The sequence below is a fragment of the Acidovorax sp. SRB_14 genome, from assembly GCF_012932145.1.
GTDB lineage: Bacteria > Pseudomonadota > Gammaproteobacteria > Burkholderiales > Burkholderiaceae_C > Simplicispira.
The window spans coordinates 40361-55097 of sequence record NZ_MWOK01000009.1 but is presented as its reverse complement, the minus strand read 5'-3'; the positions used below and the strand labels follow the sequence as shown (position 1 = coordinate 55097).

Sequence of the window (14737 nt, the reverse complement as noted above, 5' to 3'; positions counted from 1 at the left end):
GTCCGCTCAATCCGCCGTGAGCTTGCGCTCCTTGATGATCGCGGCCCACTGGGTCGATTCCTTCTTCATGAAGGCGGTGAGTTCGGCGCGCGTGGTCGGCTGGGGCGTGAGGCCGTGCTTGAGCAACGCTTCCTTTACACCGGGGTCGTTCAGCACCTTGACGATCTCCTTGTTCCAGCGCTCGAGCAGCGGCGTCGGCGTCTTGCCCGGCGCCACGAAGGCGTACCAGTTGAGCGCTTCGAACCCTGGGAAGCCCGACTCGGCCACGGTGGGAATGTTGGGCAGGTAGGCGGGCCGGGTCAGGCCGGTGGTCGCCAGCGGAATCAGCCTGCCCGTTTCCACGTGCGGCATGGCGGTGGGCGGCGCGGCAAAGTACGAGGTGATGCGTTCGCCCAGCAGGTCTTGCAGCGCGGGCGCGCCGCCCTTGTAGGGCACGTGCACCATGTCGACGCCGGCGCGCTGGTTGAACAACTCGCCCGCCAGGTGCGAGGCCGAGCCCGCGCCCGTGGAGGCGAAGTCCACGCTGCCGGGCTTCTTCTTGGACAGCGCGATGAACTCGGCCAGGTTCTTGGCCCCGGCGCCCTTGTGCACCACCAGCACGTTGGGGAAGTTCACGCCGCCCGAGACTGCTGCGAGGTCCTTGAACGGGTCGTAGGACAGCTTCATCAGGTGCGGGGCAATGGTCAGCGGGCCGACCGAACCGAACAGCAGCACCGACCCATCGGCCGCCGCGTTGGCGACGAACTGGTGTGCGATGTTGCCCCCCGCGCCGCCCTTGTTGTCCACCACCACCGACTGGCCGATGTTTTCGCCGAGCTTCTTGGCGATCAGGCGCGCGGCCGCGTCGGCGGCGCCGCCCGGGGCGAAGCCGACCACCAGGGTGACGGGCTTCTGGGGTGGAAAGTCCTGGGCGGCGGCCACGGTGGCGCCGAGCAGTGCCGCTGCGGCCACAAGGCGCGCGCTGCGATGGACAAGGTGTTGAAGTTTCATCATGGTTTCTCCTGGTTATTTCTCAGATGCGGTTGCGCAAGCCGGTCCCTGCCAGCCAGCGTTGGAAGTTGTCGACGAAGGCCTCATCGACGCGCGCGGCATTGGCATCGGAAAAGCCCGCGCTGTGCGGTGTCGCAATGACGTTGGGCAGATCCCACAGCGGCGAATCCCGCGCCAGCGGTTCGTGGGCGAACACATCGAGGTGGGCGCCGGCCAGCCGCCCGGTGCGCAGCGCCTCCACCAGCGCCGGCTCGTCGACCACGTCCCCGCGCGCCACGTTGATCAGGTGCGCGCCCGACGGCAGGCGCGAGAGCGCCCGCGCACCGATCAGCTGGCGCGTGCGCTCGGTCAGCGGGCAGGCGAGGATGAGCCAGTCGGCGCGCGGCAAGACGGCGTCGAGCTCGTCGTACGACACGGTCTCCAGACCGCCGTGCGGTGGCGCGGACTGGCGCCGCACGGCCACCACATGCAGGCCCAGCGCCTGCAGCATCGTCCCCAGGTACTGGCCAATGCCGCCCCAGCCGACGACCACGGCAGTCTGGCCGCGCAGGTCGCGCGGCAGGCCCGTCTGGATCAGCGGCGCCCACTGGTGCGCGCGCTGCGCCGCCTGCAGCTGCGGAAACCGCCGCGCCAGCGCCAGCAGGCCGGCCAGCGCCGTTTGCGCGACCACATCGGCATTGGCACCCGCCGACGTGGTGAGCGCAACGCCGCGGCCGTGCAGCTCCAGGTACACCGGACGGTCTGCGCCCGCCGAATGCACATGCACCCACTGGAGCGCAGACGCTGCGCGCAGCGCGTCGTAAAAAGCCTGCGTCTCGGGCGTCACGCGGTGCTTGGTGGACAGGCCGGTCACGTCGCGCGAGACAAAGGCCAGGTCGGCCTCGCCTTCGCCCGGCTGCACGAAGTGCAGCGGCCTGCTGCCGGCCGCTTGCACCAGGGCCGGCGCCAGCCGCAGCCGGGCCGCCTCCGACAGGAGGATTCGAACGGCGGCTCCCGTGTTCATTCCGCCGTGGCCCCGGACTGCTGCACGATGAGCTTCCATTTGGCGTACTCGCGGCGCGTGAACTGGCCGAACTGCTCCGGTGTGCCGCCAATCGGATCGGCCCCTTCGCGCACCATTTGCTCCTCGAGCGAAGGCAGCACCTCGTTGACGGCCTTGTTCAGCACCGCCACCACGGCGTCGGGCGTGCCCTTGGGTGCAAAGAAGCCGAACCAGGAACCTGCGGCGAAGCCGGGGAAGCCCTTTTCAGCCACGGTGGGAACATTGGGCAGCGAGCGCGAAGGCACGGGGCTCGACACCGCCAATGCGCGCAGCTTGCCGGCCTTGATGTGCTGGATCACCGAAGGGATGGTGGCAAACATGAACTCCAGGCGGCCTGCGAGCAGGTCGTTCAGCGCATGGGCGCCCTTGTAGGGAATGTGCAAGGTGTCGCTGCCGATGCGCTGCGTCAGCATGTAGCTCGACAGGTGCGACGAGGTCCCGATGCCGGTCGAGCCATAGCTCAGCTTGCCTGGCTGGGACTTCACGTACGCCACGAACTCTTCGAAGGTTTGCGCCGGAACGGAGGGGTGCACGACCAGAACGTTCGGCACATCGGCGATCTGCACCACGGGCACGAGGTCCGTGAGCGGGTCGTAGGACATCTTCTTGTAGAGCGACTGGTTGATCGAAATCGGGCCCACCGAATTGACGATCAGGGTATGGCCATCGGGCGCGGCGCGCACCACTTCGGCCGTCCCGATGTTGCCACCGCCACCGGGCTTGTTGTCCACCATGAACGACTGGCCCAGCTTCTCGTTGAGCTTCTGCGCGACGGCGCGCGCGAGGATGTCGGTGGTGCCGCCCGCGGTGAATGCGACGACGACCTTGACGGGCTTGGCGGGCCAGCTGCGCTGCTGGGCGTGGGAGCCCATGGGCAGCAGACTCGCCAACAGGGCGACCGAGACGAGGCGGCGCGGAAGCCGGGCGAGGGGGGTCAAAGAATCGGGCATGTTTGTCTCCGGTGGTTCTTGTGTGAAATGCAAGGCCTGGCCGCTCAGCGCGGCAGGGCCTTGCCGGGTTTTCGACCCCGACGTGGCAACGCCAGCCCCTGGGGCGGTGGCCAGTGCGGCAGTCGGAGCCGCGTCCCGTGGGGGGACCGGTGCGGCGGGTCAAAAGCGTGGGCACCGGGCCGTGTGCGGCCCGGTGCGATGTCGGTGGTCTGGGCGGGGCCGGGCGGCCGGGCATGCGCCGCGGCGCCGCGTGCGGCGCGGGCGCGGCGGCCCAGCGGATGCGGGGGTGGGCGCACAGCCGGTACGGGGTGGCGCTCAGGTGCGAAAGCTGGGATCCAGGCGGTCCAGCATGCGCAGCAGGGCCGGCCACTCCATCACCCCATAGGGACGCCGGGTGCCGGGCTGGTAGTTGTTCCAGGTCTCGTGCAACACCGCCTGCGGCACCTGGACCAAGGGGGTGTTGCAGGCCATGGCCGCCAGCTGCGAGCGGCAGGCGAGTTCGAGCCGGTGCATCCAGTTGAACGCCTCGCCCACGGTGCGGCCGACGGTCAACGCGCCGTGGTTGCGCAGGATCAGCGCCTCGCCCTGGCCCAGGTCTTTAATCAGGGATTCCTGCTCGGCGGTGTCGAGCACCACGCCCTGGTAGTCGTGATAGCCGATCTTCAGAAAGCGCATGGCGGTCTGAGTGATGGGCAGCAGCCCACACTCAAGCGACGACACGGCCATCGAGGCCCAGCTGTGTGTGTGGATCACGCAATCGACTTCGGGGCGCGCATCGTGCACGGCGCTGTGGATCACGTAGCCGGCCTTGTTGACGCCATAGTCCAGCGCGCCAAAGTCGGGCTTGGCGAGAACGGTGCCGTCATGGCTGACCTTGATCAGGCTGGACGCCGTGATCTCGCCGTACATCATGCCGTAGGCATTGATCAGGAAGGCGTCGTCCTCCCCCGGCACGCGGCTGGAGATGTGGTTGGCCATCATGTCCGCCATGCCGAAATGCTCCACCAGCCGATAGCACGCCGCCAGGTCGACGCGCGCTTTCCACTCGGCCTCCGAGCATTGGTTCTTCATCGAGGAAATCTGGAGCTTCGGGATATCGTCGTACGCCATATGCAGTCTCTTTCTTGGTTTTGCAAAGCCATCGGTGCCTCGACGGCGGAGTCGTCGGGGGGTTCGGTCAGTCGGCGCCCAGGCCGATCGGGTGGGGCTGGCGCTTTTCCACCGCATGGCGCAACAGCGAGGCGGTGCGGAAAATGCCGTGGGCGAACTTGCCGTAGGGCAGCGTGGCGAACAGCGCCATCACCGCGCCCAGGTGCAGGCACAGCAGCAGCGCCAGCGCCGGCGTGCCGCGGCCCAGCCAGAGCAGCAGGCCGCTGGCGCTGGTGAGGAACAGCAGCGCGATGAAGCCGCGGTCCATGGGCTTTTGCGCTGCGTCGCCGTGCAGCGCATGGCGCTGCAGGTTCAGGCGCCACAGGCCAGCCGTGCCGATCATCAGACTCACGCCGCCGGCCACGCCCAGCAGCTTGGGCAGGCTGGGCAGTTCGTAGGGGGCCACCCAGCCGAGCAGGTAGTGGTAGAGCGTGGCCACACTGGTGGCGGCAAAGCACAGCAGGAAGCCGTAGAACGTGAAGTGGTGGAAGCGCCGGCGCGACAGGGTGTAGGCGTCGTCTTCGTTGTGGCAGCCATCGCCGTGGCCGCCGTCCAGGTATTTCAGGCGCAGCACCGCGTCGGCCGCCTCGGCCGTGGCCGGGGGCGACAGCGGCGCGCCGCTGGTGGCCGGCGCCACGTCGCGCCAGAAGCGGCGCACGCCCAGGGACAGCGCCAGCGTGGCGAACAGGAACACCGGCGCGAACAGGCCGACCAGCAGGTTGTGCGGGAAGATGCCGTAGAAGCCGCCCTGCGGCGTGCCCCACAGCGCAGCCAGGCCCTGGCCGTGGAGCACCACGGCCAGCACCAGGAACAGCGCGAGCCCCGCGGCCAGTGCCAGCGACAGCGTGAGCCCCTGGCGCTGGTAGAGCTGGCCCAGCGCGGGCGGCCAAGCATAGTCGGCATAGGTCTGGCCGCGCACCTGGGCCATGGCCTGGGGCACGTTCACCGCAAATTCATGCGGCGGCGCGTACTGGCAGGCGTGCAGGCAGGCGCCGCAGTTGTGGCACAGGTTGGCGAGGAAGTGGATGTCGGCCTTGCCGAATTCGAGCCGGCGCGTCATGGCCGGAAACACGGCGCAGAAGCCCTCGCAGTAGCGGCAGGCGTTGCAGATCTGCATCTGGCGCGCCACCTCGGTCTCGGCGGCGGACAGCACGACATCGCCGTTCGCCAGCGCCCGGGCGTCGCGCGTCAGGGCTTCAAGCGACTGCATTGTTTACTCCTTGTTTTGTAGCTGCTGGCGCTTTCTGTACAAGCGCTGCAGGCCTTTTTGATGCCAAGGCCGCGTGGGTGCCGGCGATGCGGCCGAACGCCGTGCCGATGCTCATGCCCACGCCGGCCGTGTAGCCCTTGCCCAGCACGTTGCCGGCCATCATTTCGCCGGCGACGAACAGGTTGTCGCTCGGCTGGTTGTTGAAGCGCACGGCCGCCGTGTCGTCGGTGTGCAGGCCGAGGTAGGTGAAGGTCACGCCCGGCTTGAGCGCGTAGCCGTAATAGGGCGCCGTGTCGAGGGGGCGGGCCCAGTGCGTCTTCGCGGGCGTGATGCCTTCGGTATGGCAATCGTCGAGGGCGGTGTGGTCGAACGTGCCCACGCGGCAGGCGGCGTTGTAGGCATCGAGCGTACGCATGAAGGTGTCCACGGGCAGGCCGAGCTTTTGCGCGAGCTCGGGCAAGCTGTCGGCCTTCACGCCGGGGAACACGGGCGGCATGAAGCGGCCGATGGCCTTGCTGTCGATGATCGAGTAGCCGATCTGCCCCGGCTGCTGCGCCACCAGGCGCCCCCAGATCGCATAGCGCTTGGGCCAGAAGTCCTCGCCCTCGTCGTAGAAGCGCTCGGCCTCGCGGTTGACCACCACACCGAGCGAGACGCAGTCGATGCGCGTGCAGATGCCGCCGTCGTACAGCGGCGCGCGCGCGTCGATGGCCACCATGTGGGCCTGGGTCGGGTCGCCGATGCGGTCGGCGCCGTGGTCCTCGAGCAGGTGGCGCAGCAGCACGCCCTGGTTGTAGGCCGTGCCGCGGATCAGGAAGTTGTCGGAGGGCCACTCGCCGCGCGCGTTCTGGCCCCAGGCTTCGCGCAGCCAGTCGCGGTTCGATTCGAAGCCGCCCGCAGCCAGCACGCAGCTTTTGGCCGTGATGCGCTCGCCCTTGCAATGGGCAGCGACGAAGCGGCCGTTTTCTATCTCGATGCGGTCCACGGGCGCTTCGTAGCGCACCTGCACGCCGAGCTTTTCGGCGCTGCGGAAATACGCATTCACCAGCGCCTTGCCGCCGCCCATGAAGAAGGCGTTGGTGCGCGCCACGTGCAGCGCGCCCGACAGCGGTGGCTGGAAGTGCACGCCGTGGCTGCGCATCCAGTCGCGGCAGGTCGAGGAGGCACGGATCACCAGGCGCGCCAGGTGCTCGTTGGTCAGGCCACCGGTCACCTTGAGCAGGTCCTGCCAGTACTCATCTTCGGGGTAGGCCTCGACCAGCACGTCCTGCGGCGCATCGTGCATGCAGCGCAGGTTGCGCGTGTGGGCCGAGTTGCCGCCGCGCCATTCCCGTGGGGCCGATTCGAGCAGCAGCACACTGGCGCCGGCCTCGCGCGCCATCAGCGCGGCGCACAGGGCGGCGTTGCCGCCGCCGATCACCAGGACGTCGGGGCTCATGCCGCCACTCCCAGGCGGAGTGGAGGCTGTTCACGCACCCGGGTGGGTGCGGCGACGGTGCGGTGCGCAGGCAAGGCAAGGGCGGACACGGTGGATCTTCCATTCATCGGGGAGGGCCGACTGTAGGAAGAACACCGCCGCCTGCGCAGGGGGCGTGCGGGCATGGCCCCATCACGAATCGTGATGACTCGGTGGCGGCAAGCCCCGAGGGGGCCAGGCGGCCGGTCAGAGCGTGTGGGGGGCGGCGGGCGCTACCAGCGCCGCGCCGATCCACTGGCCCGACTGCACCAGTTCGCGCACGCAGTCGGCCAGCACGACGCGCGCCGCCAGCGCCGCGGGCGAGAGCTCGTCGTCCGAGAGGCTGCACAGCGCGGCGGGCCGGAAGGCCGGGCCGTCCTCGATCTCGGCCAGTTCGAAGCGCTGCGCCGCGTCGCTGTAGCGGCCCACGGCGGCCCAGGGCTGGATGGTGCTGCCCAGGCCCATGTCCACGGCGTCCATCAGCAGCTCGAGAGAGTCGATTTCCATGGCCATGCACGGCGCCACGCGCGCCTGGGCAAACGCCGTGTCGAGCCGGCTGCGCAGGCCGTGCGGGCCGGTGGGCAGGATCAGCGGCTCGGCCTCCAGCGCGGCCAGGGACACCTGGCGCGGCAGCGGCGCCTGGTCCGGCGCGCGGTGGCGGATCGAGCGGATCAAAAACAGGCGCTCTTCGAGCAGCGGCAGCACGCTCCAGCGGCGCGCCGGCTGGGTGTCGAACAGCACGGCCAGGTCGAGCTGGCGCGCGTTGAGCATGTTGGAGAGGTGGCCGGAGAGGCTGCCCACCATGTGCAGGCGCACGTCGGGGTAGCGCTCGTGCATGGCGCGCATCAGCGGCACGCCGAGCACCGAGGCCGTGGTCGGCGACAGGCCCACGCTCACGGTGCCCGTCAGGCGCGCCTGCTGCGCCGCGCGCGCGGCCTGGTCGGCGTGGCGCAACGCCAGTTGCGCCTCGCGGAAGAAGGCCAGCCCGGCCTCGGTGGGCACGGCGCCCTTGGCCGTGCGCTGCAGCAGCCGGGTGCACAGCTCGCCTTCGAGGCGGCTGATCTGCTGGCTCAGCGCCGACTGCACCACGTCGAGGTCGATCGCAGCCCGGCCCATGGAGCCGAGTTCGACGATGCGCACGAAGTAGCGCAATTGCCGCAATTCCATTGGAGTTTCCTTGTCCCTGTCACACATCACACTGCGTGATGGCTGGGATAATCGCACACCTATGAACAAGCAGCGCGTCGTGGTCGGCCTGTCTGGCGGGGTGGACTCCGCCGTCACGGCCCACCTTCTCAAACAGCAGGGCCACGAGGTGGTCGGCATCTTCATGAAGAACTGGGAAGACGATGACGACAGCGAATACTGCTCGTCCAACGTCGACTTCGTCGACGCCGCCGCCGTGGCCGACGTGATCGGCATCGAGATCGAGCATGTCAACTTCGCCGCCGAGTACAAGGACCGCGTGTTCGCCGAGTTTCTGCGCGAATACCAGGCCGGGCGCACGCCGAACCCCGATGTGCTGTGCAACGCCGAGATCAAGTTCAAGGCCTTCCTCGACCACGCGATGCGCCTGGGCGCCGAGAAGATTGCCACCGGGCACTATGCGCGCGTGCGCCAGAACCCGCAGTCCGGCCTGTTCGAGCTGCTCAAGGGGCTCGATCCGTCCAAGGACCAGAGCTATTTCCTGCACCGGCTGACACAGGCGCAGCTGGCCAAAACGCTGTTCCCGGTGGGCGAGCTGCACAAGACCGAGGTGCGCCGCATCGCCGCCGAGATCGGCCTGCCCAACGCCAAGAAGAAGGACTCCACGGGAATCTGCTTCATCGGCGAGCGGCCGTTCCGCGAGTTTTTGAACCGCTACATCGCGCATGCTCCCGGGCCCATCCTGGACGAGCGCGGGCGCAAGCTCGGCCGCCATGTGGGCCTGTCCTTCTACACGCTGGGCCAGCGCCAGGGCTTAGGGATAGGCGGCGTCAAGGATAAGGGCGCGCAGCGCGGCGGCGGCGAGCATGCGCCGTGGTTCGTGGCGCGCAAGGAACTCGGCACCAACGTGCTGCGCGTGGTGCAGGGCCACGATCACCCCTGGCTGCTCTCGCACCGCCTGGACGCCCAGGACGCGAGCTGGACCGCGGGCCACGCGCCGGCCCCCGGCGCCTATGCGGCCAAGACGCGCTACCGCCAGCAGGATGCGGCCTGCACGCTCGCGGGCGCGGACACGGCCGGCTTTGGCCTGCAGTTTCCCGAGGCGCAGTGGGCCGTCACGCCCGGGCAGAGTGCCGTGCTCTACGACGGCGAGGTGTGCCTGGGCGGCGGCGTGATCGCGGCGGTGGACCGGGTCTAGGTTTCGCGGGGCGGTTCAAGGGGAAGGTGCAACCGTCTTATCAAAACATGCAGAATGTTTACATGATCAAAGGCTGTTGACCTTTGAGCGCCGAAGAGCGAGGCGCGCCTTCTCGGCGCTAAAGAAGCTTCAAGCGCGCAGCGAGCGGTTGGCCGCTACTCACGCGCGCCCAAACCCATTGCCCGGGATTGGCGCCGCAATCGCTTGGTCGGCCAGCGGCCGAGGTGCACGGGTTTTCGCATGAGCGCGCTCTAGCCGTGGATTGAATCGACTGTGGATCCGTGCAGCACAGCGTGGCCCATCAACAAGGGCGATACATGCCGCCCATGCCAGCGTCCGAGATAGGACAGCCAGCAGCTGGCTTAAACGCGATGCATTCTCTTCCTTACCCGGACCCATCGCGATGTGTGTCGCGCTCACACTTCTCTCGCACTACTTCACTTCAGGCTGCCATCCTACAAACAATTACTTAAATTTATCAAATTCACTGATTCAATAGCCATAAGGCAAAAAGTCGAATAAGTCACAAGATGACACAGGATTTTTTCGAGACTTGCCCCTCCTTAGCCGCGCCCTGAACTGCGTTCGCTCCGAATCAAACGTCAGTCATGCCAAGGGCAGCTTGTGTTAAAAAATAAATTCCTTCCGTTTGCGCTCTTGTCCCTGAGCCAGGCCGTGTTCGCCCAGCAGCCCCCCAGCGCCGGCATCCAGATCCAGCAGATCCCTCCGTCTCCCAGCCCGCAAAAGGCCGCACCCGTTATCCGCATCGAGGCGCCCAGCAGTGCGCCAGCGACTGCCGCGCCAGACGCCGTAAAAATCATCGTCAACCGCCTGCAGGTGACGGGCATGCAGATCTATCCCGAAGCCGAACTGGTGGCGTTGACAGGCTTCAAGCCCGGCAGCGAACTGACCCTGGCCGATCTGCGCGCCATGGCTTTGAAAATCACCGATCGTTACCGCAGCAGTGGCTATTTCGTGGCCCAGGCCTATCTGCCCGCCCAGGAGATCACGGACGGCGCGGTCACCATTGCCGTCATCGAGGGCCAGTACGGCAAGGTGGTCGTGCGCAACAAGAGCGCGCTGTCCGATGGGCTGATCCAAAGCCAGCTTGAGGGACTCCACAGCGGCGACATGGTCGCCATCGCGCCGCTGGAAAGCCGCCTGTTGATGCTGTCGGACATTCCTGGCGTGAAAGTCACCTCCACCCTGGCGCCGGGCGCATCCGTCGGCGCGTCCGATCTGATCGTCGACGTCCTTCCAGGTCAGCGCGTCACCGGCAGCATCGATGCCGACAATGCCGGCAACCGCTACACCGGCGAGTACCGTCTCGGAGCGACGGTGAACCTGAACAATGCGGCCGGGCATGGCGACGTCGCTTCCCTGCGCGTGCTGACCTCGGGCACGGGTCTGAACTATGCCCGGGCGTCCTACCAGATGCAGTTTGGCAAGGCAACGGCCGGCGTGGCTTACAGCTGGCTGGGCTACGAACTGGGCCGGGAATTCACATACGCGCAGGCCACCGGGACGGCCAAGATTGCGAGCGTGTACGGCAGCTACCCTTTGGTCCGTTCACGCAATACCAATCTGTACGCCGGTCTTGCGTTTGACGCCAAGACGTTTCAAGACAAGCGACCGCTGAACTTGGATACACCAAGGGAAGACAAGAAAGCCCAGGTGCTGATGGCGAGCCTGCGCGGTGACCACCGGGACGATCTGGGGCGCGGCGGTTTGACGGCTTATTCGGTCACCTGGTCCGTTGGCAACATCGACATCGCAACGCCAGCGATCAAGGCCCTGGACGCGAGAAGTGCGCAAAGCCAGGGCCACTTCAGCAAGCTGGGTTTCAGTGCCATGCGGCTGCAAAACGTGACGGACACGGTCTCGCTGTATGCCGGCATCAATGGCCAGGTGGCTTCGAAAAACCTCGATGTGTCGGAAAAAATGGAACTCGGCGGCATGTACGGCGTGCGCGCCTATCCCGAAGGCGAAGCCTATGGGGACCAAGGCTATGTCCTGGCACTGGAAGCCCGGATGCGGCTCCCCACGCCTTACCAGCTCCCCGGCCAGGTACAGCTGATTGGCTTCATTGACGCTGGCAGCGTGACGATCAACAAGAACCCGTGGAGCACTGGCGACAACCGCAGAACCCTGAGCGGCGCGGGCGTCGGCGTGAACTGGTCGGACACCAACAACTTTCTGGTGAGGGCGTTTTACGCCCGCAAGCTGGGCCACGACGCGGCAACTTCAGCACCCGACAAGTCGGGCCGGTTCTGGGTTCAGGCCGTCAAATATTTCTGACCCCGTCCAGCGCAGGCTGCGCCTGCGCCAACGCCGGACCGACCCCGAACTTTGAAGAACACGCGAAAGAATTCCATGAACCTCATTCACCGCTCCATCTGGAACGACCAGACCGGCACCTTCGTGGCCGTTTCTGAAAACACCCGCAGCGCCGGCAAGAAAATCTCGTCCTGCACGGCCGCGGCGGGCGCCGGCGGCAGCTTCCGGCTGAAAATCCTGGCCGTTTCCTTGATGATGGCCTGCGGGGCCAGTGCCTATGCCCAGCCGGCGGGCGGCGTGGTGTCGGCCGGCAGCGCCACCATTGGCGGCACGGCGGGCAACATGACGATCACCCAGACCACGCCCAACGTGGCGATCAACTGGCAGAGCTTTGGCATCAATGCCGGCGAGTCGGTTCGGTTCGATCAGCCGAGCAGCAGCTCGGTGGCGCTGAACCGCGTCGTCGGATCGGATCCATCGCACATCCTGGGCAGCCTGACGGCCAATGGCAAGGTGTTCCTGGTCAACCCCAACGGCATCCTGTTCGGCAACGGCGCGTCGGTGAACGTGGGCGGGCTGGTGGCTTCGACGCTGGCGATCTCGGATGCCAACTTCATGGCGAACAACTACAAGTTCTCGGGCGCCGGCACCGGCTCGGTGGAGAACCAGGGCGCGATCAAGGCGGCCGATGGCGGCTATGTTGCGCTGCTGGGTGCGAACGTCAGCAACCAGGGGGTCATTGCTGCCCGGCTGGGCATGGTCGCGCTGGCGGCCGGCAATGCCGTCACGCTGGACATGGCGGGCGACAAGCTGCTCAACATCACGGTGGACCAGGGTGCGATCAATGCCCTGGTGGCCAACGGCGGCATGGTCCAGGCCGACGGCGGCCAGGTATTGCTGACCACGCAGGCGGCGGGCAGCCTGCTGGCCAGTGCCGTCAACAACACCGGCACGATCCAGGCGCAGACGCTGGTCGCCGGCGAAAACGGCACGATCAAACTGCTCGGCGGCATGGAAAACGGCACGATGAACGTGGCTGGCACATTGGACGCTTCTGCACCCGCCGGCGGCAATGGCGGTTTCATCGAAACCTCTGCGGCCGATGTAAAAATTGCCAGCGGTGTGAAAGTCACTTCGACTGCGGCCCCACAGGACACTACGGGCACCTGGCGGATCAACACACGGGAATTCACCGTTGGGAGCCTGTCCACGGACAACATCTCTGGCACAACGTTGTCAGCCCAGCTGGTGACCAATAGCGTGACCATCAGCACGGCGAAGACCGGCAGCGGCGACATTCACGTCAACGATGCCATTGCATGGTCAGCGAGTTCGAGTCCGACGACGCTGTCGTTGCTGGCCGACGGAAACGTCAACATCAACCAGTCCATCACTGCCACCAATGGAAACCTGGCGGTTTGCTGTGGGCGCGATGTGAATGTGAAATTGGGCGCAGACATCACGACGACCAACGGAAGCGTTTTGCTCAGCGCCGGGAATGACGTCAACCTGGAAGGCGCTTTGTCGACGACCAACGGCAATGTCAGCATCTGCGCGGCCAACGATGTCAACATCGCGGGAAAGATCACACTGACCCACACCACCACCATCGTTCCCGGCCAGAGCCTGGGCCTGCCGCTGGGCCTGGTACTGAGCGCCGGGTATGGCGCCGGTGCCCCAGGCGTTGGCGGTGGCACGGTGGTTTTTGATCCGCTGGCGCCTGCTACCGTCACGAATGCGCCCACGACCATCAATTACAACCCGGTCGCGTACGCCACGCCCACGGATTATTCCGTCAACATCATTGGTGCCGCACCCATCCAGCACATGCTGGTGTTTGCGCAGGGCCAAGACAAAGACGCCGACGGGACCACCACGGCAACGGTCTCTTCACTGAAGGGAAGTCCGGCCGGTGTGACACTGGCTGCAGGCCCCGGCAGCACGGCCAAATTCGATACCCCGGACGTGGGGACGAACAAGACCATCACCTTGACCGGCTACAGCCTGGGCGGCGCAGACGCCAATCAATACGCGTTGGCTACTCCTTGTTGCGGTCCTGCTGTCTCCACCACCACCGCGAGTATCACAGCGGCGGCGGTGCCACCACCCGTGGTTGTGCCACTGCCCGTCGTCGTGGAACCACCGCCCGCCGTGATCCCGCCGGTCGTTGCTCCGCCCGTCACGGTTCGCCCTGAAGGGAACGCGCCATTGCCTCCCGTGTGGACGCCGCCCGCACCACCTGCCGCCACGCCTCCCGGGTATGTTTTGACGGTGCTTGCGCCTGCGCCTGCGCCGGCTTCCGTCCTGGTCGTTGAAGCGCCACCGGCTCCACAGGTCGTTGTGCCTGCGGCGGCGCCCGTCGCAGCGCCGCCCGAAAAATACCAGGCGCCCGTCCGCAAGCCCAAACCGGAACGCAACTAAAAGGCTGCCATGGGAAACCCTGAAAAAATATCGGCACTCCTGATCCGACAGATTTTCCAGGGCTTGCTGGCCGCAGGACTGGTCTGCACCCCGGCGCATGCATCCCATGGTGCTGCGCACTTGCCAGGGCCTGGGCTGGCAGAGGCTGTGCTGGATGCCGGCACCAGTCCGGCGGTCACGCAAACGCAAGCCCCATTGGCGGGAAGAGGCTCAAAACGCGCCCACTTCGAACAGGCCCAGGCCTCCGCAGAAGCACGGCATGTGGCCCATTGGGTGGTGGATTCAGGCGACAACCTGGGCAGGCCGTTTGTCATCATCGACAAGCGGGACGCCAAGGTCTTCGTGTTCGATGCCCAGGGCCAGCTGCGCGGAGACTCTCCCGCGCTGCTCGGCCTGGCCGTCGGCGATCACTCGGTGCCTGGCATCGGCACCAAAAAGCTGTCCGCCATCCGCCCCGAGGAGCGCACCACGCCGGCCGGCCGTTTCGTGGCCAACCTGGACAAAAGCCTGAAGGGCGAGGAAATTCTCTGGGTCGACTACGACACCGCCATTTCCATGCACCGTGTCGTCACCAGCAACGCCAGGGAGCGCCGCGCCGCGAGGCTAGCGAGTTCGTCGCCGTCAGAGCGCCGAATCTCTTATGGCTGCATCAATATTCCCGCCAGGTTTTACGAAAACGTGGTGAGTCCTGCTTTCACCGGAACGGACGGCATTGTGTATGTACTGCCCGAAATCCGCTCCGCCCGGGACGTTTTCGGGTCCTACGACGTCGGCGAAGAGGCCAGCCCGCAGGCCGCACGGGTGCCGGCCCAACCCTTGAAGGCCGGCGTGGTTCGCTGGGCATCTCCGGCGCGGGCCCTGGACAAGGAATAGCGCCTCGCGTCGGTGCACCGCACCC

At 66.6% G+C, this 14737-nt stretch carries 11 protein-coding genes; 4 read left to right on the top strand and 7 right to left on the bottom strand.

Annotation, left to right across the window (positions count from 1 at the left end):
* Window positions 1-6: 6 nt before the first annotated feature.
* The 7 genes from B2J86_RS08995 to B2J86_RS08965 all read right to left on the bottom strand — a co-directional run bounded on the left by B2J86_RS08995 (window position 7) and on the right by B2J86_RS08965 (window position 7964).
* Window positions 7-993 carry a tripartite tricarboxylate transporter substrate binding protein gene (locus B2J86_RS08995; protein WP_173025296.1) on the bottom strand — a complete coding sequence of 329 codons (987 nt, stop codon included), beginning with the start codon at window positions 991-993 and terminating at the stop codon, window positions 7-9.
* Between the two features lie 19 nt (window positions 994-1012).
* Complete coding sequence (locus B2J86_RS08990) at window positions 1013-1993, bottom strand: D-2-hydroxyacid dehydrogenase (protein ID WP_169635006.1); 981 nt, start codon at window positions 1991-1993, stop codon at window positions 1013-1015.
* On the bottom strand, window positions 1990-2982 hold the full coding sequence (locus tag B2J86_RS08985; protein ID WP_173025295.1) for a tripartite tricarboxylate transporter substrate binding protein: 993 nt from the start codon (window positions 2980-2982) through the stop codon (window positions 1990-1992). Before B2J86_RS08985 ends, B2J86_RS08990 begins: the two co-directional genes overlap by 4 nt.
* Before the next feature lie 315 nt (window positions 2983-3297).
* Complete coding sequence (locus B2J86_RS08980) at window positions 3298-4092, bottom strand: class II aldolase/adducin family protein (protein ID WP_240964776.1); 795 nt, start codon at window positions 4090-4092, stop codon at window positions 3298-3300.
* A 67-nt stretch (window positions 4093-4159) separates the two neighbouring features.
* Window positions 4160-5341, bottom strand: a complete 1182-nt coding sequence (gene tcuB, locus B2J86_RS08975) for a tricarballylate utilization 4Fe-4S protein TcuB (RefSeq protein ID WP_169168719.1) — start codon at window positions 5339-5341, stop codon at window positions 4160-4162.
* A complete protein-coding gene (gene tcuA, locus B2J86_RS08970; RefSeq protein WP_173025294.1) occupies window positions 5328-6779 on the bottom strand; it encodes an FAD-dependent tricarballylate dehydrogenase TcuA in 1452 nt (483 codons plus the stop codon). The genes tcuB and tcuA overlap by 14 nt, the downstream gene beginning before the upstream one ends.
* Window positions 6780-7004: 225 nt before the next feature.
* On the bottom strand, window positions 7005-7964 hold the full coding sequence (locus B2J86_RS08965; protein ID WP_173025293.1) for a LysR substrate-binding domain-containing protein: 960 nt from the start codon (window positions 7962-7964) through the stop codon (window positions 7005-7007).
* 61 nt (window positions 7965-8025) lie between these two features.
* On the opposite strand from B2J86_RS08965, the gene mnmA reads away from it, so the two are divergent.
* The 4 genes from mnmA to B2J86_RS08945 all read left to right on the top strand — a co-directional run bounded on the left by mnmA (window position 8026) and on the right by B2J86_RS08945 (window position 14712).
* Window positions 8026-9141: a tRNA 2-thiouridine(34) synthase MnmA gene (gene mnmA / locus B2J86_RS08960; protein WP_173025292.1), complete on the top strand. Its 1116-nt coding sequence runs from the start codon at window positions 8026-8028 to the stop codon at window positions 9139-9141.
* A gap of 675 nt (window positions 9142-9816) precedes the next feature.
* Entirely contained in the window at window positions 9817-11439 is a 1623-nt protein-coding gene (locus tag B2J86_RS08955) for a ShlB/FhaC/HecB family hemolysin secretion/activation protein (RefSeq protein ID WP_371736333.1), read from the top strand.
* Between the two features lie 75 nt (window positions 11440-11514).
* Complete coding sequence (locus B2J86_RS08950; protein ID WP_173025290.1) at window positions 11515-13839, top strand: filamentous hemagglutinin N-terminal domain-containing protein; 2325 nt, start codon at window positions 11515-11517, stop codon at window positions 13837-13839.
* Between the two features lie 9 nt (window positions 13840-13848).
* On the top strand, window positions 13849-14712 hold the full coding sequence (locus B2J86_RS08945) for a hypothetical protein (protein WP_216842336.1): 864 nt from the start codon (window positions 13849-13851) through the stop codon (window positions 14710-14712).
* Window positions 14713-14737 lie beyond the last annotated feature (25 nt).